The organism is Streptomyces akebiae (genome assembly GCF_019599145.1).
Taxonomy (GTDB): domain Bacteria; phylum Actinomycetota; class Actinomycetes; order Streptomycetales; family Streptomycetaceae; genus Streptomyces; species Streptomyces akebiae.
On record NZ_CP080647.1, the window covers coordinates 5,945,408 to 5,967,711 of the forward strand.

A 22,304-nucleotide genomic window follows, 5' to 3' on the forward strand; every position below is an offset into this window, starting at 1 on the left:
CGTGGGATGTCCGTGCGTGTTTGTCTGGTCGAGGCCCGATCCCCTCACCCGAAACGGGAGTGAATCCACATGGGCATGAAGGACCAGTTCCAGGACAAGGCTGAGCAGCTGAAGCGGAAGGCCGGGCAGTCGCCGGAGGAGCGGCAGCGGGCTCAGCGGCCTGGTGAGCGCGAACCCCAGCGTCAGCCGCAGCACGGGCAGCCGCAGCACGGGCAGCCGCAGCGCGAGCACGGGCAGCCGCAGCGTGACCACGGCCGGCCCCAGCGCGAGCACGGGCAGCCGGAGCGCGGTGCGCGGCGGCGTGACGAGGAGTCGGAGCGGCTGATGCGGGACGAGGAAGACCGCGTCCGCGCGGACTACGACGTGTAACTCCCGCACCCGGCCCCGGCCGTGTGACACGCGGGGTGCCCTCCTTGACCGGAGGGTGCCCCGCGTTCGCGCGTTCCGCCGGACGGCCACTACTCCCGCGGGCAGGCCGCTTCCTGGGCCGCCATGACCTCGTCGCCGTGCTCGAACGCCCAGGCGCCGACGGCGTCGAGGGGGCCCAGCAGGGTGCGGCCGAGCGGGGTGAGCCGGTACTCGACCCGGGAGGGCCGGTCGGGGGGCGTCCGTCGGTCGACCAGGCCGTTGAACCGGAGCCTGCGCAGGGTCTCGGTGAGGACCTTGGAGCTGATGCCGCCGATCCGCTCCCGGAGTTCGACCGGGCGCGCCGGGCCGTCTCGCAGGGCGCGGAGCACCACGGCGTTCCAGGTGTTGGCGAGCAGGTCGAAGGCCAGGCGGGCGCGGCAGTCGGCGAGGAAGGCGTCGGTCGTCACGTACCGAATGGTGCCCGAACGCCTCCCTAGCGTGGGTGCGACGGTCCGCGGACGACGTGCGCGGACCTGACCGGACGTGAGCGGTGCGAGGGGAGAGCGTGATGAGGATCGGCGTGTGGGGCACGGGCGGCATGGCGGACGCGCTGGCCGGCCACTGGGTGCGGGCCGGACACGAGGTGACGGTCGGGGGCAGGGACGCGCGCAAGGCGGAGCGGCTCGCGGCGCGGATCGGTGGGGGCGCGAGGCCCGCCGGTCTGCGGGCGGCGGCCGAGGCCGGTCAGGACGTGGTGCTGGTCGCGCTGCCCTTCGGGGCGGGGGCGGACGTGGCACGGGAGTTGGGCCCGGCGCTGGACGGCAGGGTGTTGCTCGACTGCTCCAACCCGGTCGGGCCGGGCTTCCGGCTGCTGACCGGGGAAGGCCCGTCCGCCGCGCGGCGACTGGCGGAGGCGGCGCCGGGAGCCCAGGTGGTCAAGGCCTTCAACCTCTGCCACGAGGATGTGTGGCGCATGCGGCCCCCCGTGTTCGACGGGCGCCCCCTGGCCGTACCGGTGTGCGGTGACGACGAGACGGCCCTCGCCCGCGTACGCGCGTTGGTGCGGGACACGGGCTGTGAACCCGTCTCAGGTGGCGGCCTCGAACGGGCGGGACTCCTGGAGGCGACCGCAGCGCTCTTCATCTCCCTGTGGGTCTCAGAGGGCGCCGACGCGCAGGCGATCGCCCCGCCTCTCTCCCACGCGTCCGGCCCTCCGCGGCGGGAGCCGTGAGGCGGCGGGGGCTGCTCCCGTGGCCGTCGCCCGCTTCGCCGGTCACGGGATCGGCCTCGGTGGCAGCTGCGGGCGGGCCCTGTTCGGGACGTTGGTGTAGTCCGGGGGGTCCGCCGGGGGGTGGGACTTCAGCAGTTCGAGGGCCAGGTCCACCGCCGCCGCCAGCTGGGTGTTGCGGCCCTCGGCCCAGTCCAGGGGCGTACGAAGGGTCTCCAGGTCCGGGGTGACGCCTCGGTTCTCGACGGTCCAGCCGTACGCGTCGAACCAGGCGGCGTTCATGGGGACCGTGATGACCGTGCCGTCGCCGAGCTGGTGGCGGCCGGTCATGCCGACGACGCCGCCCCAGGTGCGCAGGCCCACGACGGGGCCGAGCTGCAGCAGCTTGAACGCGGCGGTGATCATGTCGCCGTCGGAGGCGGTCGCCTCGTCGGCCAGGGCGACGACGGGGCCGCGCGGGGCGCTCGACGCGTACGACACCGGCTGGGCGTTCCTCGTCAGGTCCCACCCCAGGATCGTGCGGGTCAGCTTCTCCACCACCAGCTCGCTGATGTGGCCGCCCGCGTTGCCGCGCACGTCGACGATCAGGGCGGGCCGGGAGACCTCCATGCGCAGGTCGCGGTTGAACTGGGCCCAGCCGGATCCGCCCATGTCCGGGATGTGCAGGTAGCCGCAGTGGCCGCCGCTCAACTCCCTTACGACCTCACGGCGTTTGGCGACCCAGTCCTGGTAGCGCAGGGGGCGTTCGTCGACGAGGGGGACCACGGCGACGCGACGGGGGCGGTCCTCCCCTTGGCGGTCGTCCCCTTCCGTGTCGGAGGGGTCCGCGGGGCCTTCCCCGGACGGGTGGGGGGCGACGGGCTGGGCGAAGGTCAGCTCGACCGTCGTGCCGCCCGCGCCCGCCAGCAAGGGGTACGGGCCCGTCGTCGGGTCCACCGGGCGGCCGTCGACGTGGGTGAGGGCCGCGCCCTCCCGGATGCCGGTGCCGGCCAGGGGGGAGCGTGCCTTGGAGTCGGAGGAGTCGCCGGGCAGGATGCGGCGGATCGTCCAGTCGTCGCCCCGGCGGACGAAGTTGGCGCCCAGGAAGCCCTGGCGGCGCTGGTAGTGCGGCGGGCCCTCGTTGCGGCGGGCGGGGGAGACATAGGCGTGGGAGGTGCCGAGTTCGCCCAGCACCTCCCTCAGCAGGTCCGCGAACTCGTCGGGGGAGGCGACCCGTTCGACCAGCGGGCGGTACTGGGCGAGGACGCCGTCCCAGTCGATGCCGCTCATCCTCGGGTCCCAGAAGTAGGCGCGGATCAGCCGCCCGGCCTCCGCGTACGACTGGCGCCACTCGGCGCCCGGGTCGACCTCGTGCGGGATGCGCCGCAGGTCGATCCAGACGGTCGTGTCGCCGTCGCCGGACTCGGTGGAGGGGACGGCCCGCAGGTCGCCCTCGTCCACCACCACGAGCCGTGAGCCGTCGCCGCTGACCGTGAACCAGTCCAGGTGCTCGACGAGTTCGGACTTCTTCGCCTTGCTGATGTTGAAGTATTCGAGGGTCGGGCGCCCGGTCATGTCGTCCGGGTTGGCGAAGGTCTCGCCGAGGGCGCCCGAGATCGGCCAGCGCAGCCAGACCAGGCCGCCGCCCGCGACCGGGTACAGCGCCGAGTACTTGGAGGCGGTGACGGGGAACGGCGTGACACGGTTCTCCAGGCCCTCGGTCTCCACGGTCACCGTGCCGACGGTGTCCTCGTCCTCGGTGGGGTCCATGCCCCCGGCGACCGGCCGGCCGTCGGGGTTCAGGGCGAAGGGGGAGGGCGTGGCGGAGGAGAGCGGGACCAGGTAGGGGCGGCAGCCGAGCGGGAAGGACAGGTCGCCGGTGTGCACGTCGTAGACCGGGTCGAAGCCGCGCCAGGACAGGAAGGCGAGGTAGCGGCCGTCGCGGGTGAACACCGGGTTCTCGTCCTCGAAGCGACCGTTCGTGACGTCCACGACGGTCCGGTCCTTCATGCGGGCCATCTTGATCTGGCGCAGGGTGCGGCCGATGCCCGGGTGGGACCAGGTCAGCCAGGCGCCGTCGGGGGAGAAAGCGAGGTCGCGGACGGGGCCGTTGAGGGAGGTGATGAGTTCGACGACCTCGCCGTCCGACTCCTCGGTCCCCGCGGCGGCGGCCGTCCTGTCGGGCACGCTCAGGAGCAGGACGCGGCCGTCGTGCGAGGCGACGGCGAGGCGTTCGCCGCGTGGGTCGGACACCAGTTCCAGGACGCGGCCCAGATCGCCGGAGGCGAGGCGGCGGGGCTCGCGCGCGCCGGTGGCTCCGGGGAGGTGGGCGATCTCGATCGCGTCCTCGCCGTCCGCGTCCGTCACGTACGCCACCTGACCGCTGGAGCCCAGCATCTCCGGCAGCCGGACGCGGACGCCCGGGGTGTCGGAGATGGTCCGGGCGGGGCCGTCGCGGTGGGTCAGCCAGTAGAGGCTGCCGCGTACGACGACCGCGCTCGCCCGGCCCGTGTCGTCCACGGAGATGCCGTCGACGTGCTGGGCGGCCGGCACCTGGTACGGCCGCCGCCCGGTGCGCGCACCGCCGAGCCGTACGTCGAGGCGGCGCGGGACGGCGTCGGCGGCGAGGTCGTCGACGAGCCACAGCTCGCCCGCGCACTGGTACACGACCCGGGTGCCGTCGCTCGCCGCGTGCCGGGCGTAGAACGCGTCGTGGTCGGTGTGGCGGCGCAGGTCGGAGCCGTCGGGGGCGCAGGAGTAGAGATTGCCGACGCCCTCGTGGTCGGAGAGGAAGGCGATCCGGCCGCCGACGAACATGGGGGAGTGCAGATGGCCGTCGAGGTCGGCCAGCAGCCGCTCGCCGTGCAGCCAGAGGCGGCCCATGGCCCCGCCCCGGTAGCGCTTCCAGGAGGCCGGTTCGTGCGGGGGCGTGCCGGTGAGCAGCAGGGTGCGGCGCTCGCCGTCGAGCTCGGCGCACTGGATGTCGGAGACCGGGCCCCAGGGCAGTTTGCGGCCGGGGTCGCCGTCCGTGCCGACCTTGTAGGCCCAGGTGAAGTGCGAGAACGGCTCGCCGTGGGAGGCGACGGCCAGGATGTCCGAGCGCCCCCCGGTGTCGGAGGTCGGGGGTGTCCAGCCGCGGACCTCGGTGTCGGGGCTGCCCCAGTAGGTGAGCCGGCGGGCGGGGGTGCCGCCGTCCACCGGGGTCAGATGGATCTCCGGGAGGATGCTCCGCCAGCTCGTGTACGCGATGTGCCGGCCGTCCGGCGAGAAACGCGGTGTGGCGACCTTCGTACGGTCGACGGTGAGCCGCCAGGCGCGGTCCGTGCCGTCCAGTGGGGCCAGCCACAGGTCGTCCTCGGCGACGAAGCAGAGGCGGTCGCCGCTGAGGTGGGGGTGGCGGAGGTAGCCGGAGTCCCGGCCCGTTCCTTGCTCGTAGCTGTCGCTCACCCACCCATGCTTTTCCGGTCCGGGGGCCCCGGCAACTTCTGCCGCGTGACCCACGACTTCTCCCGCGTGACCCACCACACGAACGAAACGGTTTCGTTTTCTTCGGCTCCCGGGGTATCTTCTTAAGCGTACGAAACCGTTTCGTTCGGGAAGCGGGAGCGTCCGGCCGGTGTCATTCGTGCCATGCCGTACGGCCGGTAGCCTTGTCGCCTCGAACGGCAACCTGGAAGCAAGGGGAGTGGGATGACTGAGACCGCGACGGCGCGCCGCAGTCGGATCACGCCCGAGCGCGAGGCCGAGCTCTACGCGGCCGTCCTCGACCTGCTCCGCGAGGTCGGCTACGACGCCCTCACCATGGACGCCGTGGCCGCCCGCACCCGGTCCAGCAAGGCCACCCTCTACCGCCAGTGGGGCGGCAAGGCCGAGCTCGTCGCGAAGGCGATGCGGCACAACAAGCCGGGTGTCGACATCGGCTCGGTCGACACCGGATCCCTGCGGGGCGACCTGCACGCTCTGGTGATGAGTACCGATGACTGCGCCATGGAACAGAACAACGCGCTGATGCGGGGTCTGGCCATGGCGGTGCACGGAAACCCCGACCTGCTGAAGGCCTTCCGTGAACTGATCATCGAGCCGGAGATGCTGGAGATCCGCCGCGTGGTGCAGCGCGCCGTCGACCGGGGTGAGGTCCGTCCGGACAACCCCGCCGTCGACTACGTGGTGCACATGTTCGTCGGCGCCTTCGTCGCACGGGGCATGATCGAGAACCAGCCGCCCACGCAGAGCTTCCTCCGGTCGTACCTCGACGCCGTGGTCCTCCCCGCTCTCGGCGTCTCGACCTCCCTGTAGTTCCCCGCAGTTCGGCACGTACCCGTCCGACCCCGCTCATGTCGTCGGGCTGATCACCCCCACCCTGCCCCGCCCTGCCTCCTTCCTCCCCACGGCACGGGCTGATCCGTCCTGCCCTCAAGCACCTCCACGACCTGAACGGGAGTACGCCCCCGTGGCCACATTCCTCTACAAGCTGGGTCGACTCGCCTTCCGGCGACGACACTTCGTTGCCCTGATCTGGGTGGCCCTGCTGACGCTCGCGGGCGTCGGCGCCGCCACCGCGCCCGCCGCGGGCTCGACCTCCTTCTCCATCCCCGGGACCGAGGCCCAGAAGGCCTTCGACCTGCTGGAACAGCGCTACCCCGGGATGAGCGCCGACGGCGCCACCGCCCGGGTCGTCTTCAAGGCGCCCGAGGGCGAGAAGATGGCCGACGCCGCCAACAGGGCGATCGTCGAGAAGACCGTCGGCGAACTGGGCGACGGCTCCGAGGTCGTCTCCGTCAGCGACCCCTTCACCACCAACGCGGTCAGCCGGGACGGCACGATCGCCTACGCCTCGGTGACCTACAAGGTCCCGGCCATGGAGCTGAAGGACTCCTCCAAGGAGGCTCTGGAGGCCACCGCGCACAAGGCGCAGGACGCCGGGCTGACCGTCGAGATGGGCGGTGACGCCCTGCAGGCCGAGCCCGAGACGGCCGTCGCCGGCGAGATCATCGGCCTCGCCATCGCCGCCGTCGTCCTCGTCGTCACCCTGGGCTCGCTCGTCGCCGCCGGGCTGCCGCTGCTGACGGCCATCATCGGCGTCGGTATCGGCGTCTCCACCATCACCGCCCTCGCGAGCGCGCTCGACCTCGGCGACACCACCTCCACCCTCGCCCTGATGATCGGCCTCGCGGTCGGCATCGACTACGCGTTGTTCGTCGTCTCCCGCTACCGCTCCGAACTGGCCGAGGGCCGGGAGCGCGAGGAAGCGGTCGGCCGGGCCGTCGGCACCGCCGGCTCGGCGGTGGTCTTCGCGGGACTCACGGTCGTGATCGCGCTGGCCGGTCTCGCGGTCGTCAACGTCCCGATGCTGACCAAGATGGGTCTCGCGGCGGCCGGAACGGTCGTCATCGCGGTCCTCATCGCCCTCACCATGATCCCGGCGCTGCTCGGTTACGCGGGCCGCAAGGTCCGGCCGGCCGACCAGAAGGGCGGACTGCTGGGCCGCCGCAAGGCGAAGAACTCCGCCGGTGCCTCTGCCGAGGGCTCCGCCGGGAACTCTGCCGAGGGCTCCGCCGAGGGATCCTCCGGGGGTTCCGCCGGGAGCTCAGCCGGGGGTTCCTCCGAGGGCTCCGCCGTGGTCAAGCCCAGCCTGGGCACCCGCTGGGCGAGCTTCGTCGTCCGTCGTCCGGTCGCCGTGCTGCTGTTCGGCGTGGTCGGCCTGGGCGCGATCGCGCTGCCGGTCACCCAGCTCGAACTGGGCCTGCCCGACGACGGTTCGCAGCCGACGTCCACCACGCAGCGCCGGGCGTACGACCTGCTCTCCGAGGGCTTCGGGCCCGGCTTCAACGGCCCCCTGATGGTCGTCGTCGACGCCCAGGACAGCGCGTCCCCGAAGGCCGCCGCCGACGCGGTGACCGACGGGATCAAGGGCCTTGAGGACGTCGTGACGGTGACCCCGGCGACGTTCAACAAGGCCGGTGACACCGCGATGATCACGGTGATCCCGGAGTCCAAGCCGTCCTCGACGCAGACCGAGGACCTGGTGCACGCCATCCGTGACGCGGGCGCCGGCGTGGCGGCCGACACGGACGCGAAGGTGCTGGTCACCGGCGCCACCGCGATGAACATCGACTTCTCGCAGAAGCTCACCGACGCGCTGGTCCCGTATCTGGCGCTGGTGGTGGGTCTCGCCTTCCTCCTGCTGATCGTGATCTTCCGGTCGATCCTGGTGCCGCTGAAGGCGGCCCTCGGCTTCCTGCTCAGCGTGCTGGCCGCGCTCGGTGCCGTGGTCGCGGTCTTCCAGTGGGGCTGGCTGGCGGGGCTCATCGGGGTCGAGGAGACCGGCCCGATCATGTCGATGATGCCGATCTTCATGGTGGGTGTCGTCTTCGGTCTGGCGATGGACTACGAGGTGTTCCTCGTGACCCGGATGCGCGAGGCGTACGTCCACGGCGAGAACCCGAACCAGGCCGTGGTGACGGGCTTCAGGTACAGCGCCCGGGTGGTGGCGGCCGCCGCGGCGATCATGATGGCGGTCTTCGCCGGCTTCATCGGCTCCGGCGAGTCGATGATCAAGATGATCGGCTTCGGACTCGCCATCGCCGTCTTCTTCGACGCGTTCGTGGTCCGCATGGCCATCGTCCCGGCCGTCCTCGCCCTCCTGGGCGACAGGGCCTGGTGGCTGCCGAAGTGGCTCGACCGCGCGCTGCCCAACGTCGACGTCGAGGGTGAGGGCCTGCGGGCGCACGACGACGCGGCGGGGAAGCGGGCCGAGGACGACGAGGACGAGGACGAGGACAGGACGCTGGTCCGCGTCTGAGGCGCGAGGAGGACCGCCGGTGAGGGCCCGTGGGGACGGGCGCCCTCACCGGCTCTCGCGTGAACCGGGTAAGCATGGCGGGTGACCGAAGACACCGAAGACACCGAAGACACCGAAGACACCGAAGACACCGAAGAGACCGAAGAGACCGAAGAACTCGGGGACTTCGAGAAGTTCGTCGAGATCGGCGAGTTCGTCGAGATCAGCGAGCCCGAGGGAACTCATGACGACCGCGTCGGACCGCCCCACCGCGGCACCGAACGCGAGACGCTCCGTGCCTTCCTCGACTATCACCGCGCCACGCTCGCCATGAAGTGCGCGGGGCTCACGGACGAGGAGCTTCGCCGGCGGTCGATGCCCCCCTCCACGCTGACGCTGCTGGGCCTCGTACGGCACATGGCGGAGGTCGAACGCGCCTGGTTCCGCCGGGTCTTCGAGGATCACGACGCGCCGATGGTGTGGTCGAAGGAGATCGACTTCCAGGCGGCGTACGACGCGAGCGCCTCGACGCGGGCGGAGGCGTTCGGGGCGTGGGAGGCGGAGGTGGAGACCTCGCGGCGTATCGAACGGGAGGCGGAGTCACTGGACCTCGTCGGCCACCAGCCGCGCTGGGACGAGGAGGTCTCGCTCCGCATGGTCATGGTCCACGTCCTGCTGGAGTACGGACGCCACAACGGCCACGCGGACCTCCTGCGGGAAGGGGTGGACGGGGCGGTGGGGGCGTGAGACCCGGATGCCGTCGTCGACGCTAGAGGTGCTGTTTGGCGGTGTTGACGAGGTGAGCGATGCCGTCCCGGGTCCGCACCCGGCGCTCGACGAACTCCTGCCTGCTGTCGGTCTTGACGACGGCGGTCACCTCGGCGAGGACGGTCTCGGCGGCCCGGCTCAGGTCCTCGTCGGCCGTGAGCATCTGCACGCGGAACAGCGCCTCCTGCGCGGCGGACCGCAGGTCGTACGCGCGGACGCGGACCGTGTCGGGGTCCTCGGGCGGGGGCTGTTCGTGCTCGCAGAACCACAGGTGAACGAGGGAACGGCGGTAGTTGATCAGCGCGCCGGCATACACGGAGTAGGCGTCGAGGCGTTCCTGACGGAGCTTCTCGCGGCGGCTGAACTCGTGGGTCCGGTCGGTGGCGCGCTGCTGGAAGGCGAGCGTCAGACCCGACCCGAGCAGGGTCCCGAGCACGGCTATGCCACTGGCGATGATGGTCTCCACACCCCAAGCTGATCACGCGACGACGTCGACGACAGTCACTGGCTGACGGACGGACGGGTGGAACGGGCGGAACGGGCGGAACGGGGAAGGGGTGGGGCGGGATGGCGGGCTGGTCGGAGAGGTTGCGGCAGGCGTTCCTGAGGTTCGACCGGAGGCACGGTGGGGCGGAACCGCCCCCGAGGGTGCAGGTGTTCGTGGCCCGGCATCCGGTGGGTGCCGGGGTGGTCTTCGGCGTGCTGCTGGGAGGCCTGCTCGGGTGGGCCCTGTCCGCGTTCCACGATCCGGCGCGGATGCTCCAGGCGGTTGCGGTCGGTGTGTGCGCAGGCCTGTTCATCTGGCTCGTCTGCCGTTTCGAACGCCGCCGCCAGGCCCATTACGCGCGCAACGGCGGCTTCCGCTGGGATCCTCCCCGGCCGCCCGTCCGGGACGACGCCCTGCCGGTCTGGTTCGAGGGCCTGCTCTGGCTCAGCCACTGGACCGTCTTCCTCGTGCTCTTCTGGCTCGTCGGCCAGCTGCGCACCCCGCCCTTCACCTGGGTCCAGAGCGCGATCTACGCCGGGTTCCTCGTGGTCGGGAGCTGGGCCGTCCACCTGATCAAGGAGCGCCGTCGACGACAGTAAGGCTGACGGGGGGGGCGCTCCCGGCGGGGAGACCGACGCCTGACAACAGCGTCATGGCGAAGTCCTGGGATTCACACAGGAATCACTCATAGCATCACGCGCATTCCATGACGGGAACATTCGGAAAGCGCGGTTCCGTAGATGAGCACAGCACCCAAGAGCAGCAGTAGCAGCCACGGCCACGGCCACGGCCACCACCACGACGACGAGTTCGACAGAGGGCTCGCGTACGACCTGCCCGTCTTCGCCCGCCGCCGCATGATCAGACTGCTGGCCGGAGCGAGCATGGTCCCGCTGGTGGCGGCCTGTTCCTCGGACGAGTCCGGCAGCGGCTCCGCGTCGGACTCGGCCTCCTCCGGCTCGTCCTCGTCCTCGTCCTCGTCCGGCGCCTCCGGCTCCGACTGCGAGGTCATCCCGAGCGAGACGGCGGGCCCGTACCCCGGAGACGGCTCGAACGGCCCGAACGTCCTCACGGAGAGCGGTGTCGTCCGGCGCGACATCACCAAGAGCTTCGGCTCGTCGAACGGTGTCGCCGAAGGCATCCCGCTGACGATCACGCTGACGGTCGTCGACCAGTCCTCCGGCTGTGACACCCCGAAGAAGGGCGCGGCCGTCTACCTGTGGCACTGCGACCGGGAGGGCAGGTACTCCCTCTACTCCGACGGCGTCACCGAGGAGAACTACCTGCGCGGCGTCCAGGAGACCGACGACGAGGGCCGGCTCACCTTCACCTCGATCTTCCCCGGCTGCTACACCGGTCGCTGGCCCCACATCCACTTCGAGGTCTACGACAGCCTCGACGACGCCACCGCCGCCCGGAACATCGCCGCCACCTCACAGCTCGCCTTCCCCAAGGACGTCTGCGACACCGTGTACGCGACGGACGGCTACGGCGACAGCGTCCGCAACCTCGGCGAACTCTCCCTGGAGACGGACATGATCTTCAGCGACGGCTACGACCAGCAGCTCGCCACCGTCGAGGGCAGCACCGACAAGGGGTACACCGCCACGCTCACCGTGCCGGTGTAGCCGGTGTAACCGGTGCAGCCGGGGAGCCGCCCGGTCCCGGTGGGTCGAGGTGCGCCGTGTCGCCCCACCGCGCCGGCCGCAACCGCTGTCCGTCGTTCTCCCACCACGAGACCGAGGCGTTGGGGACGGGCGGCAGCCGGTCGGGGGCCCTCGCGCCGACCCCGGCGCAGACGAGGCGTACGGCGACGGCGATCGCGTCGTGGGCGATCAGGAGGACACGGCGGCCGGGGGCGGCGCGGTCCAGCTCGCCCACGAAGTCCCGTACCCGCAGCACCACATCGGCCAGCGCCTCTCCGCCCGGCGGACGGTAGAACCAGTCGCCGGTGCGGGCCCGCCGTGCCGCCTCCTCGGGCGCGCGGGCCCGCATCGCGGCCGGCGGGTGCATCTCGAAGACGCCCATCTCCCGGTCCCGCAGCCGTTCGTCGACGAGCAGCGGGGGCGGAACCACACCGGGATGCCCCGCCATCACCTCCCACGTCTGCCGCGCCCGCACGTACGGCGAGCACACCACCAGCTCCGGGCCGACCAGCTCCGCGTTCGCCGGGTCCGCGTTCGCCGGGTCCGGGCTCGCCCGGTCGGGCCCGTTCCCGCCCGCCCCGCGCCCCCCGGCCAGCCCCGCCAACCACCCGCCCAGTGCCCCGGCCTGGGCGCGGCCCAGGTCGGAGAGGGGGACCTCCGGCCCCCGGCCCGGCAGCGGCAGCGTCGACCCCGTCCGCTCGGCCTCGGCGTACGCGACGTTCGCGGTGCTCTGCCCATGCCGTACCACCCACAGCGCGGCGAGTGTGTACGGCGGTGCCAGCCCTTCGCCGTGCGTCGTCGTGATCCCGGTGTCCGTGGCGTCGTCCATCCGCGCTGCCATGCGTCCAGTCCCCCATGCTTCCGGCGACCCGAGCCTGCGTGTCGGTCGACGTCATGCATACCCGCGGGCCCGCACCGGACGCCTCACTCAGTGCGCCACCGGCGTGGCCGTGTACGTCCGCCGCAGGAAGCGGACCAGCGCCTTGGTGTCGAACTGCATGACCGCCACACCCCGGGCGGAGTGGAACTCCATGACGGCCTGGACCCGGCCGCAGGGCCAGATGCTCACGGGACCGGCGGTGGTGGGGGTGCGGATGCCGCGCTCCAGGAGCTCACGGGGGAAGGTCCACTCGTCCGGGCCCGGGAGGCGTACGTGTACGGCGGAGGCGGCGCTGTCGGGGTCGTAGCGGAGGAGGACCGGCACGGTGTCCCGGTCCTCGGGGGAGTCCGTGACGACATGGGCCCGGGCGTACTGCTCGACGGTGACGGACATCGAACCGCTCCTCACGCTGAGTGACACAAGCAGAAGCTGTGAATCCGCTGTCCACTGCCTCTCCAATGTCGCATATTTTCGGCCGCGCGCGCCCGGAAGCCCTGGAAGGGTGCCGCGAGAGCGCTGCAAGGCGGCCGGGGGAGTCGGGGCGTCCGGCGACCCGTTGGCTAATCGGTCCGTACGCGCTCTTGCAAGAGAGTCGCAATAAGGCTCTATCATCGTAAGGTTCCAGCCAGCGCGTCCCCACTCGGTGGCCCGGCCCCCTGCCAGGAGAGCGAGCCCTCGTATGCATGTCCCCGACGGATTCATCAACGCCCCCGTCTCGGCGGTCGCCGGAGTCGTCGCCGCCGCTGCGGTCGCCGTGAGTCTGCGCGGTGCCCGGCGCGAGTTGGACGAGCGGACGGCGCCCCTCGCCGGGCTCGTCGCCGCGTTCATCTTCGCCGTGCAGATGCTGAACTTCCCGGTCGCGGCCGGGACCAGCGGACATCTGCTCGGCGGGGCCCTGGCCGCGATACTCGTGGGCCCCTACACCGGGGTCCTCTGTGTGTCCGTGGTGCTCCTCATGCAGGGCATCCTCTTCGCGGACGGCGGCCTCACCGCCCTCGGCGTGAACATCACGATCATGGGGGTGATCACCTCCGTCGTCGGCTACGCCGTCTTCCGCGCGCTGGTCAGGATCCTCCCCCGGAAGCGGCGCTCGATCACCGTCTCCGCCTTCGTCGCCGCCCTGATCTCCGTGCCCGCCTCGGCCGCCGCCTTCACGCTCGTCTACGCGGTCGGCGGCACCACGGACGTGCCGATCGGCTCGGTCCTCACCGCCATGGTCGGCGTCCACACCCTCATCGGCATCGGCGAGGCCGCGATCACCGCCGCCACGGTCGGCGCCGTCGTCGCCGTACGCCCGGACCTCGTCCACGGCGCCCGGGGCCTGACCGCCCCGCTCAAGCTCCGGGTGAACGGTGAGCTGGTGGACGCCCCCGCCGCCGAGCCGGCCACCGCGACCGCACCCGCCGCTGCCCGCTCGCCCCGCAAGCTGATCCTCGCCGGCCTCGGCACCTCCCTCCTCCTCGCCGGTGTCGTCAGCTTCTACGCCTCCGCCAGCCCCGACGGCCTGGAGAAGGTCGCCGCCGACAAGGGCTTCGACGCCAAGGTCGAGGACCACGCCGTCGCCGACTCCCCGCTCGCCGACTACGGTGTCGAGGGCCTCACCGACGCCCGCCTGGCCGGCGGCCTCGCGGGCGTGATCGGCGTCGGCGTCACCGTCGTCGCCGGTACGGGGATCTTCTGGGCCGTGCGCAAGCGGCGCACCGGCGAGGACGACGCCGCGTCCCCCACCTCCGTGCCCGAGAACGCCTGACATGGGCGCCGGCCACGTCCACAAGCTCTACCGGCACGCGCACTCGCCGGTGCACGCCCTGCCGCCGCACACCAAACTCGCGGCCGTCTTCGCCTTCGTGCTCGTCGTGGTGTCGACGCCGCGGGAGGCGATGTGGGCGTTCGGGCTGTACGCCGTGCTGTTGGGCGTGGTCGCGTACGTGGCCCGCGTCCCCGCCGGGTTCCTGCTCCGGCGGCTGCTGATCGAGGTCCCGTTCGTCGCGTTCGCCGTGCTGATGCCGTTCGTGGCGCAGGGCGAGCGCGTCGAGGTCCTCGGGATGTCGCTGAGCGTCAGCGGGCTGTGGGGCGCCTGGAACGTCCTGGCCAAGGGGACACTGGGCGTCGCCGCCTCCGTCCTCCTCGCCTCCACCACCGAACTCCGCGCGCTCCTCCTCGGCCTCCAGCGGCTCAGACTGCCGCCGCTGCTCGTCCAGATCGCGTCCTTCATGATCCGCTACGGCGATGTGATCGCCGACGAGATGCGGCGGATGCGGATCGCGCGCGAGTCACGCGGGTTCGAGGCGAGCGGCGTACGGCACTGGGGCGTGCTCGCCAAGTCGGCCGGGGCGCTGTTCATCCGCTCGTACGAGCGGGGCGAGCGGGTCCATCTGGCCATGATCAGCCGGGGGTACGCGGGCACCATGCCCGTCATCGACGAGGTGACCGCGTCCCGGGCGCAGTGGTCGTACGCCTTCGCCCTCCCGGTCGCCGCGCTCGTCGTCTGTCTGCTGGGATGGAGCCTGTGACCGTGTCCGAACCCCCCGTCGCCCCGTCCCTCGAAGTCGCCGGGCTCGCCTTCGCCTACCCCGACGGCCATCAGGCCCTCTTCGGTGTCGACCTCACCGTCGGGCGCGGTGAACGGGTCGCGCTGCTCGGGCCGAACGGGGCCGGCAAGACCACCCTCGTCCTGCATCTCAACGGCATCCTCACCGGGGGCGCGGGCACGGTGACCGTCGCCGGGATGCCCGTCGGCAAGCGGCACATGGCCGAGATCCGGCGGAAGGTCGGCATCGTCTTCCAGGACCCCGACGACCAGCTCTTCATGCCGACCGTGCGGGAGGACGTGGCCTTCGGGCCCGCGGCGGCGGGCATGACCGGGCCCGAGTTGGAGGCCCGGGTGGACCGGGCCCTCGAACAGGTCGGCATGGCGGAGTTCAAGGAACGGCCGCCGCACCACCTCTCCTTCGGGCAGCGGCGCCGGGTGGCCGTGGCGACGGTGCTCGCCATGGAGCCGGAGATCCTCGTCCTCGACGAGCCGTCCTCCAACCTCGACCCGGCCTCGCGGCGCGAACTGGCCGACATCCTGCGATCGTTGGACGTCACGGTCCTCATGGTCACGCACGACCTGCCGTACGCGCTGGAACTGTGCCCCCGGTCGCTGATCCTCAGCGAGGGGGTCATCGCGGCGGACGGCCCGACGGGTGAACTCCTGGTCGACGACGACCTGATGCGGGCGCATCGGCTTGAGCTGCCGTTCGGGTTCGATCCGCGGTCGGTGAGGGTGGGGTAGGGCGGCCCGACAGAGGACGGCGGGGCGCGGGGAAACGCGCGAGCGACCCCCACCCACCCCCGGACGAATACCGCGTCCGCGACAATGGGCCCCGTGACAAACCAAGCGGATGCGCCCCGGCACGGTTCGCTGCTCCTCGACGAGCAGTTGTGTTTCGCGCTCTACGCGGCCCAGCGCGCGGTCACCGCCGCGTACCGCCCGCTGCTCGACGAACTCGGCCTGACCTACCCCCAGTACCTGGTCATGCTCTCCCTCTGGGAGCACGGGGAGACCAGCGTCAAGGAACTGGCGGGCACCCTGCGACTCGACTACGGCACGGTCTCGCCGTTGCTGAAGCGGCTGGAAACGGCCGGACTGCTGCGTCGGGAGCGGTCGCCGCGCGACGAACGTTCGGTGCGGATCACCCTGACCGGACGCGGCGAACAGCTCCGTGACCGCGCGGCGGCCGTCCCCGCCACGGTCGCCGCCGCCACCGGCCTGCACGGCCCCGAGGTGACGCGGCTGCGTGAGGAGCTGTGGCAGTTGACGGCGCGGGCGACCAAGGCGGCGGGCCGGTGAGCGCGGCCGACGGTGACCTTGTGTTACCCGTGGTTACTACCCCCTGGTAACCGCGTACTGCCTACCGCCCGGTACCTTGTGCACGATGTATTCGTGCGCGCCTGTCCTGGGGAGGCCACGCGCTTGTCCCGGGGGAGGCCAAGGGAATGACTGACGACACCGCGGTGGAGACCCGTTCCGATACGCGTCCCGACGCCCGCCCGGAGGGTCTTCGCGAGGACCGGCCCGACACCCGTCCGACGAAGATCATGTATGTCGCCGAGGCCACCGCGCACGGCGGTCGCGACGGCTACATCAGCAGCCAGGACGGCCAGATCGACCTGAAGGTCGCGATGCCGCCGGCGATGGGCGGCGACGGCGACGGCACCAACCCCGAGCAGCTGTTCGCCGCCGGGTACAGCTCCTGCTTCCACAACGCGCTGGTCCTCGTCGGCCGCCGCGCGGGATACGACCTCACCGGCTCCACCGTCGCCGCGAAGGTCGGCATCGGCCCCAACCGGCAGCGCGGTTACGGCCTCGCCGTCGCCCTCAGCGTCTCCCTCCCGGTCATCGACCAGGACATCGCGGCCAAGCTCGTCGACGCGGCCCACCAGGTCTGCCCGTACTCGAACGCGACCCGCGACAACATCGACGTCACGATCGTGCTCGGCTGAGGCGGACCCTGGCGGACCCAGGCGGCTTCTCCAGAGGGCTCCAGAGGTCTCCAGCCGGGCTCTCTCGGGCTCGGCGGGCCCCGGGCGGGGGAATCCCGGGCCGTGCGTGTACGTTGCAGCCGTTCGTCGTGACGAGTACAGCGTGACGAGTACGGCGTGACGAGTACGGCGAGGGAACGGACAGGGAGCGCCGACGTGGACGTGAACGGTACGGTCGCCGAGGGCTTCGAGCCGGTCAGGGCTGCGTTCGTACGCAACTTCGAGGCGCTCGGCGAGCGGGGCGCGGCGGTCGTCGTGTACCGGCACGGGCGCAGGGTCGTCGACCTGTGGGCCGGCACCCGGGACGTCGACGGCACCGAGCCCTGGCAGCGGGACACCGCCCAGATCGTGCGCTCGGCGACGAAGGGCGTCGCCGCCGCCGTCGCGCTGATGCTGGCCGAGCGCGGGGAACTGGAGCTCGACGCGCCGGTGGGCCGGTACTGGCCGGAGTTCAAGGCGCACGGCAAGGACGGTGTGCTGGTGCGGCAGGTGCTCAACCACCGGGCCGGGCTCCCGGTCCTCGACCACCCCCTCACCCCCGCCGAGGCCCTGGACCCGCGCCGGGGCCCCGAGGCCCTCGTCGCGCAGACCCCCGCCTGGGAGCCCGGCACCGCCCACGGCTACCACCCCCTCACCTACGGCTGGCTGCTCGACGAACTGGTCCGGCGCGTGACCGGCCGAGGCACCGGCGAGTGGATCGCGTCCGACATCGCCGCTCCGCTGGGCCTGGCCGGGGACCTGTGGCTGGGCCTGCCGGACTCGGTGGCGGCGACGGGCCGGGTCGGCCGCGCCGGACGCCTGGCGGCGGCGCCCGAGCCCACCGGCGGCCTCAGGGTCCGCGCCAAGCGGTCGGTCACCGAGGCCTACGACGACCCGGACTCCCTCACGCGTCGCGCCTTCGCCGCGATCACCCCGTTCCCCGATCAGAACGACCCCGCGTACCGCGCGTCCGCGCTCCCGGCGACCAACGGCATCGCCACGGCGGACGGCCTGGCCCGTTTCTACGCGGCGCTCGTCGGCGAGGTCGACGGCGTACGGCTGTTCGGCCCGGCGACCCTGGCGGCGGCCCGCGCCGAGGAGTCCTCCGGCCCCGACCGCGTCCTGGTCGTCAACACCCGTTTCGGACTCGGCTACATGCTCCACGGCGCCGCCTCCCCGCTGCTGGCGCCGACATCCTTCGGCCACCCCGGCCGAGGCGGCCCGCTCGGCTTCGCCGACCCCGAGTCCGGCATCGCCTTCGGCTACGTCACGAACGGCTACCGCAAGACGGTGACGGCGGACCCGAGGGCGCAGGCGCTGGTGGCGGCGGTGAAGGCGGCACTGAAGGGCTGAAGGGCTGAGGGGCGCAGCCCATGAGGGCCTTCCGGGCGCGGGGTACCAGGCCGCCAGGGAGAGAAGCCGTCACGGCGAGAGCCCGTCACTGAGGGCGGCCGTCACTGAGGGCGGCCGTCACTGAGAGCGGCCGTCACGGTGAGCGGCCGGACCGGCCCAGGGCTCCCCCGTGGTGTCCTGGCCCGATCCCGGAGATCCGGACGGCCGCCCTCAGCGGCGGCGCTCACCAGGATGCGCCGAATTCCCCCGCGTGTCGTTGGCAGACGGTCCACGGTCAGTTGGCAACGAGTCCACTGTTCACCGCCCCCTCGACGGCCACCCGGCTCCGCAGTTCACTCGGCGGCACCCCGTACGCCGTACGGAACGCCCGGCTGAACTCGGCCGCACGCGGAAACCCCCAGCGTGCCCCGATCGCGTGGATCGGTGTGGCCCGCAGCTCGGGGTCGGGGGCGGTGAGATCGCGGTACGCGTTCCGCAGCCGCTGGTCGCGGACGTACGTCGCGACGGTCAGGCCCTCCGACTGGAAGAGCCGGTGCAGATAGCTGCGTGAGATGTGGTGGGCGGCCGCGATGGCCGCGGGGGTGAGGTCGGGGTCGCCCAGATGCCGCCGTATGAACACCTTGACGTTCAGGAGCAGCGTCCGCCGGTGGGCCTCCGGCGTCAGCTGCGGCTCCGTGTCGGCGACATGGCCGAAGAGCGCGGTGACCAGATCGGCGACGACCGTGCCCAGACGGGGTGCGTCGGCCGGCCCGTACGGGGTGGTGTCCTCCGCCAGCCGCATCAGGAACTGCGCGAGCAGCGCGCCGACGCCCTCCCGGCCCGACAGACGGCTGCCGATCACCTGGTCCGCCTTGCGCGCGGGCAGGGCGACGAGGGAGCGGGGTATCTCGACACCGACGGTGGTGACCGGTTCGGTGCCGGTGAGGATCTCGTACGCCATCGACGTGCAGTTGACGTGGAAGTCCTGCGCCTCGTACGCGGTTTGCTGCCTGCCCCAGCTGGCGGCGCCCTCGCCCTGGAGGAGGAGGGAGAGATGGAACGTCTCCGGGTCGGACTGCCGGACCATCCTCGGCGTGCGGCGGAAGACGATCGGGTCGAAGGTGGCGGGCCAGATCGTCACGTCACCGAGGGCGATCAGGCGTTGGTGCGCGTGGTAGTCGGCGGCGGGGTGGTGGCCGCGGCCGGCCGTCGACAGCGGGATGGGGGCCAGGTCCATGGGCGCGTGTGTCTGCCGCAGCAGCTCCGCCCAGGCCTCGAACCGGGCGTCCACCGGGAGGTCCACGGACCGGAAGACCGACTCGTGCAACACGGGGCCAGTCAACCACAGGGCACGAACGGGGCCGCCTGGCACCCGCGGGCCGCGACCGCGAGACCAGGCGGACCTCGTTCCACCGGCGCTCGCGAGGTGCCGACGGGCCGCCGCGCCCACCCCCTGCCGCCCCAGCGGGACGACCGCCCGCAGCCGGGTACGGCCGGGGGGTGGGGTACGGGGCTCAGAGCGCTATCGGGTGGGACGTCCGGCCCGATGCCTCGTCTATCTCGTCGTGGGCCTTGGTGAGAAGCTTCATGGCGAGCTCGTTCAGGGCCCTGGCCCCGGCTATCTCCTCGCCGACCCGGGGCTGATTGGCGTCGGTCTGGTGGCGGCTGGCGTAGCCGTTGGCGCGTACTTCCTTCCCGTCGGGGAGCCGCACGAGGGCCGCCGCCCGGGTGCGCTGATCGTCCTCCTGGAACTCCAGCTCGATGTGCCATCCGACTGCGGTCTTCATCATCACGATCACCTCCGGAACCGCTCTTTCCAGAGTGCTCCTCCCCGCCGACGGATGCACGGCCTGTGCGGTGCCCGTCCGTGCGGGTCTGGGCGGTGTCCGTCCCGTCTCCCCGTCTACCCGGCCCGCGGCATCAGCCCGATCCCCACCACCAGCAGCCCCGCCGCCACCAGCCGGGGCGCCCCGAACCGCTCCTTGAAGAACACCGCCCCGATCGCCGCGCGCTCCGAGGCCGGCGGGACCCCTGCCGGGCAGGCTTGCCGGGCTTCGCTTCAGGAGCGTGAGCGGCTGTCGGGGCCGGTTGGGACGCCCGCCGGGAGGCGGAGCGATCTATTCCGGTAGCCTGTGCCGCCCTATACGCCAGGGGGGATTGTGCCCACGAACACGAAGACGATCACCGCTGCGCTGTGCCTGTTCATGAGTGCTGTCGCGGTCGGTTGTGCCAACGCCAGTGACACGACTGACACGGCTGACACGCGCTCCGCCGACCAATTGCTCGGCGAGGCCGACCGCACCATGAAGGCGCTCACGTCGGTGACCATCCGCACGGATGTCACCGCGGCCTCGGGCGGTGCCAACCTCTCTTCCGGCCGCCTGACGACCGATCTCAAGAGCAGGTGCACCTGGAAGCAAACCACGTCCTATGGCTCCGGGGTGGCAGAGATGGAGCAGATCCGGATCGGTGAGACGGACTACATCCATCCCAACGACGTGTACCTGCAGTTGTGGTCGCGGAAGACGGTCCCCGCGATGCGACAGAAAGCCTGGCTCAAGAGCCCGGTGAGCGCGGCGAGGGGGGCTGACGGCCTGGCCGACTGCGCGTGGTCGTACTCCCCCTCCTCGTTGGGCAAAACGAGGAAGGACAACCCGACCGAACTCGACGGCGAGCCGGTCATCCCGGTGAAAGTGAAGGACGCGGAGTTCGAGGACATTTCCTATACCTACTACGTCGCGGCAGAGGGCAAGCCGTACCTTCTGCGGATCGACTACACGGACTCCCACTACCGCCGAATCACGCGGTTCGGCGATTTCGGTGACCCTGTGGACATTCAGCCCCCGCCGGCGGCCGATGTCCTGGACCTGAGCGGCCTGCCCTCGGACGAGTCCTAGCCAGCACGTATCCCGTCTACCCGGCCCGCAGCATCAGCCCGATCCCCACCACCAGCAGCCCCGCCGCCACCAGCCGGGGCGCCCCGAACCGCTCCTTGAAGAACACCGCCCCGATCGCCGCGCCCACGATGATCGACGATTCCCGCAGGGCCGCGATGGGCGCCAACTCGGCCTTGGTCTGGGCCCACAGGACCAGCCCGTACGCCGCCACGGACAGGGCGGCGCCGAGGAGGCCCACACCGACGAACGGCCGGAGCAGCGCGACCGTCTCCCCGCGCCACCGCCAGACCGCGTACGCCGGGATCGCGAGTCCCTCCAGCGCCATCAGCCAGGCGATGTAGCTCATGGCGGACCCGGAGGCCCGGACACCGAGACCGTCCACGACCGTGTACGCGGCGATCGACAGGCCCGTGGCCAGCGCCGCCCCGATCGCCGCCCAGTGCGGCCGGCCGCCGCGCAGGCCCCACAGCGCGACCCCGGTCAGTCCGGCGCAGCTCAGCAGGATGCCGCCCGTCGCCCAGCCGTCCGGCACCTCGTGAGCGAAGACCGCGGCGAGGACGGTGACGACGAGGGGCGCGGAGCCGCGGGCGATCGGGTACGCCTGGCCGAAGTCGCCCAGCCGGAAGGACGTCATCAGCAGCACGTAGTAAACGAGGTGGATGACCGTCGAGGCGATCAGATACGGCCACGCCGCGGCCTCCGGGAGTGGGACGAACGGCACCATCGCGAACCCGATCAGCGCGCCGCCGCCGGCGATCAGTGTGAACCCGACGAGCTTGTCGGTGATCCTGTGGGCGATCGCGTTCCAGCTCGCGTGGGTGACGGCGGCGAGCAGGACCGCCGCGGTGACGAGGGGTGTCACGCCTCGCGCTCGCCCTCGCGGACGTCCACCAGGGTGGCGCCCGCGTGCGCGATCAGCGCCTTGGGGGCCATGGGGAAGACGGTGTACGGGGTGCCGGCCGCCGCCCACACCGTCGCGTGGGCGAGGAGCGAGCGGTCCGCGAGGACGCGTGTTCTCGTCCGGTGCCCGAAGGGCGGGACCCCGCCGATCGCGTAACCGGTCGTCTCCCGTACGACGTCGGCGCGGGCCCGGGTGACCTTCGTGGCGCCGAGTTCACGCCGGACCAACTCCACGTCGACGCGCGAGGCGCCGTCCATCAGCACCAGCACGGGGACGCCGTCCGCCGCGAAGATCAGCGACTTGCAGATCTCGCTCAGCTCGCAGCCGAGGGCGGCGGCCGCTTCCGCCGCGGTGCGGGTGGCTTCCGGGAAACGGCGGATGCGGGTGTGCAGTTCGCCCAGTCCGAGGGTGGTGAGTGCCTCGGCGAAGCGGGGGTGGGCGGCGGAGTCTTCGGTGTCCTGCGCGTCGGTGGTCATGTTCGGCACGGTAGTGGTGTGTGTAGCGGCCATGCGACTGGGTTGTCGGGTGGGGGTTGGGTTGTCGGGTGGGGG

General features: G+C 71.9%; 23 protein-coding genes and 1 pseudogene. 14 read left to right on the forward strand and 10 right to left on the reverse strand.

The window, feature by feature from the left end; translation table 11 throughout:
* Window positions 1-69 precede the first annotated feature (69 nt).
* Window positions 70-369 (forward strand): hypothetical protein, encoded by a 300-nt coding sequence (locus K1J60_RS25720; protein ID WP_220648247.1) that lies wholly within the window; start codon window positions 70-72, stop codon window positions 367-369.
* Window positions 370-458: 89 nt separating this feature from the next.
* Here the strand turns inward: K1J60_RS25720 and K1J60_RS25725 are convergent, their stop codons facing one another.
* Window positions 459-815, reverse strand: a complete 357-nt coding sequence (locus K1J60_RS25725) for a winged helix-turn-helix transcriptional regulator (RefSeq protein ID WP_220648248.1) — start codon at window positions 813-815, stop codon at window positions 459-461.
* A 101-nt stretch (window positions 816-916) separates the two neighbouring features.
* Here K1J60_RS25725 and K1J60_RS25730 point away from each other — a divergent pair, with 101 nt between their 5' ends.
* On the forward strand, window positions 917-1,579 hold the full coding sequence (locus tag K1J60_RS25730) for an NADPH-dependent F420 reductase (protein WP_220648249.1): 663 nt from the start codon (window positions 917-919) through the stop codon (window positions 1,577-1,579).
* A gap of 42 nt (window positions 1,580-1,621) precedes the next feature.
* Here the strand turns inward: K1J60_RS25730 and K1J60_RS25735 are convergent, their stop codons facing one another.
* Window positions 1,622-5,002 carry a S41 family peptidase gene (locus K1J60_RS25735; RefSeq protein ID WP_220648250.1) on the reverse strand — a complete coding sequence of 1,127 codons (3,381 nt, stop codon included), beginning with the start codon at window positions 5,000-5,002 and terminating at the stop codon, window positions 1,622-1,624.
* 243 nt (window positions 5,003-5,245) lie between these two features.
* Here K1J60_RS25735 and K1J60_RS25740 point away from each other — a divergent pair, with 243 nt between their 5' ends.
* The 3 genes from K1J60_RS25740 to K1J60_RS25750 all read left to right on the forward strand — a co-directional run bounded on the left by K1J60_RS25740 (window position 5,246) and on the right by K1J60_RS25750 (window position 9,083).
* On the forward strand, window positions 5,246-5,851 hold the full coding sequence (locus tag K1J60_RS25740) for a TetR/AcrR family transcriptional regulator (protein WP_220648251.1): 606 nt from the start codon (window positions 5,246-5,248) through the stop codon (window positions 5,849-5,851).
* A 154-nt stretch (window positions 5,852-6,005) separates the two neighbouring features.
* Window positions 6,006-8,357 (forward strand): MMPL family transporter, encoded by a 2,352-nt coding sequence (locus K1J60_RS25745; RefSeq protein ID WP_220648252.1) that lies wholly within the window; start codon window positions 6,006-6,008, stop codon window positions 8,355-8,357.
* 201 nt (window positions 8,358-8,558) lie between these two features.
* Window positions 8,559-9,083: a DinB family protein gene (locus K1J60_RS25750; RefSeq protein ID WP_220651699.1), complete on the forward strand. Its 525-nt coding sequence runs from the start codon at window positions 8,559-8,561 to the stop codon at window positions 9,081-9,083.
* A gap of 22 nt (window positions 9,084-9,105) precedes the next feature.
* Here the strand turns inward: K1J60_RS25750 and K1J60_RS25755 are convergent, their stop codons facing one another.
* On the reverse strand, window positions 9,106-9,570 hold the full coding sequence (locus K1J60_RS25755) for a hypothetical protein (protein ID WP_220648253.1): 465 nt from the start codon (window positions 9,568-9,570) through the stop codon (window positions 9,106-9,108).
* A 101-nt stretch (window positions 9,571-9,671) separates the two neighbouring features.
* Between K1J60_RS25755 and K1J60_RS25760 the strand changes: the two genes are divergently transcribed.
* Both K1J60_RS25760 and K1J60_RS25765 read left to right on the forward strand, forming a co-directional pair.
* A complete protein-coding gene (locus tag K1J60_RS25760) occupies window positions 9,672-10,190 on the forward strand; it encodes a hypothetical protein (RefSeq protein ID WP_220648254.1) in 519 nt (172 codons plus the stop codon).
* Between the two features lie 141 nt (window positions 10,191-10,331).
* On the forward strand, window positions 10,332-11,219 hold the full coding sequence (locus K1J60_RS25765; RefSeq protein ID WP_220648255.1) for an intradiol ring-cleavage dioxygenase: 888 nt from the start codon (window positions 10,332-10,334) through the stop codon (window positions 11,217-11,219).
* On the opposite strand, the gene K1J60_RS25770 is transcribed toward K1J60_RS25765, so the two are convergent.
* Together K1J60_RS25770 and K1J60_RS25775 are read right to left on the reverse strand one after the other, a co-directional pair.
* A complete protein-coding gene (locus K1J60_RS25770; RefSeq protein ID WP_259408313.1) occupies window positions 11,203-11,985 on the reverse strand; it encodes a histidine phosphatase family protein in 783 nt (260 codons plus the stop codon). The genes K1J60_RS25765 and K1J60_RS25770 overlap by 17 nt on opposite strands.
* A 180-nt stretch (window positions 11,986-12,165) precedes the next feature.
* Window positions 12,166-12,510, reverse strand: coding sequence for an SsgA family sporulation/cell division regulator (locus K1J60_RS25775; protein WP_220648256.1), 345 nt, complete (start codon window positions 12,508-12,510; stop codon window positions 12,166-12,168).
* Between the two features lie 286 nt (window positions 12,511-12,796).
* Here K1J60_RS25775 and K1J60_RS25780 point away from each other — a divergent pair, with 286 nt between their 5' ends.
* The 6 genes from K1J60_RS25780 (at window position 12,797) to K1J60_RS25805 (ending at window position 17,976) form a co-directional block, all read left to right on the forward strand.
* Window positions 12,797-13,867: an energy-coupling factor ABC transporter permease gene (locus K1J60_RS25780; protein WP_220648257.1), complete on the forward strand. Its 1,071-nt coding sequence runs from the start codon at window positions 12,797-12,799 to the stop codon at window positions 13,865-13,867.
* Between the two features lies 1 nt (window position 13,868).
* A complete protein-coding gene (gene cbiQ, locus K1J60_RS25785; RefSeq protein WP_220648258.1) occupies window positions 13,869-14,630 on the forward strand; it encodes a cobalt ECF transporter T component CbiQ in 762 nt (253 codons plus the stop codon).
* Window positions 14,618-15,394 carry an energy-coupling factor ABC transporter ATP-binding protein gene (locus K1J60_RS25790; RefSeq protein WP_220648259.1) on the forward strand — a complete coding sequence of 259 codons (777 nt, stop codon included), beginning with the start codon at window positions 14,618-14,620 and terminating at the stop codon, window positions 15,392-15,394. Before cbiQ ends, K1J60_RS25790 begins: the two co-directional genes overlap by 13 nt.
* Window positions 15,395-15,478: 84 nt before the next feature.
* Window positions 15,479-15,952 carry a MarR family winged helix-turn-helix transcriptional regulator gene (locus K1J60_RS25795; protein ID WP_220648260.1) on the forward strand — a complete coding sequence of 158 codons (474 nt, stop codon included), beginning with the start codon at window positions 15,479-15,481 and terminating at the stop codon, window positions 15,950-15,952.
* A 146-nt stretch (window positions 15,953-16,098) separates the two neighbouring features.
* On the forward strand, window positions 16,099-16,605 hold the full coding sequence (locus tag K1J60_RS25800) for an organic hydroperoxide resistance protein (RefSeq protein WP_317619727.1): 507 nt from the start codon (window positions 16,099-16,101) through the stop codon (window positions 16,603-16,605).
* A 195-nt stretch (window positions 16,606-16,800) separates the two neighbouring features.
* On the forward strand, window positions 16,801-17,976 hold the full coding sequence (locus K1J60_RS25805) for a serine hydrolase domain-containing protein (RefSeq protein WP_220648261.1): 1,176 nt from the start codon (window positions 16,801-16,803) through the stop codon (window positions 17,974-17,976).
* Between the two features lie 274 nt (window positions 17,977-18,250).
* Here the strand turns inward: K1J60_RS25805 and K1J60_RS25810 are convergent, their stop codons facing one another.
* The 3 genes and pseudogenes from K1J60_RS25810 to K1J60_RS25820 all read right to left on the reverse strand — a co-directional run.
* On the reverse strand, window positions 18,251-19,285 hold the full coding sequence (locus tag K1J60_RS25810; RefSeq protein ID WP_220648262.1) for a helix-turn-helix domain-containing protein: 1,035 nt from the start codon (window positions 19,283-19,285) through the stop codon (window positions 18,251-18,253).
* A gap of 184 nt (window positions 19,286-19,469) precedes the next feature.
* Entirely contained in the window at window positions 19,470-19,745 is a 276-nt protein-coding gene (locus K1J60_RS25815) for a DUF1876 domain-containing protein (protein WP_033532019.1), read from the reverse strand.
* 113 nt (window positions 19,746-19,858) lie between these two features.
* Window positions 19,859-19,963: pseudogene (locus K1J60_RS25820) on the reverse strand (EamA family transporter); the annotation flags it as partial.
* 151 nt (window positions 19,964-20,114) lie between these two features.
* Here K1J60_RS25820 and K1J60_RS25825 point away from each other — a divergent pair.
* Window positions 20,115-20,852 (forward strand): hypothetical protein, encoded by a 738-nt coding sequence (locus K1J60_RS25825; RefSeq protein WP_220648263.1) that lies wholly within the window; start codon window positions 20,115-20,117, stop codon window positions 20,850-20,852.
* Between the two features lie 16 nt (window positions 20,853-20,868).
* On the opposite strand, the gene K1J60_RS25830 is transcribed toward K1J60_RS25825, so the two are convergent.
* Together K1J60_RS25830 and K1J60_RS25835 are read right to left on the reverse strand one after the other, a co-directional pair.
* Entirely contained in the window at window positions 20,869-21,714 is an 846-nt protein-coding gene (locus tag K1J60_RS25830; protein WP_220648264.1) for a DMT family transporter, read from the reverse strand.
* Window positions 21,711-22,229 carry a YbaK/EbsC family protein gene (locus tag K1J60_RS25835; RefSeq protein WP_220648265.1) on the reverse strand — a complete coding sequence of 173 codons (519 nt, stop codon included), beginning with the start codon at window positions 22,227-22,229 and terminating at the stop codon, window positions 21,711-21,713. The genes K1J60_RS25830 and K1J60_RS25835 overlap by 4 nt, the downstream gene beginning before the upstream one ends.
* Window positions 22,230-22,304 lie beyond the last annotated feature (75 nt).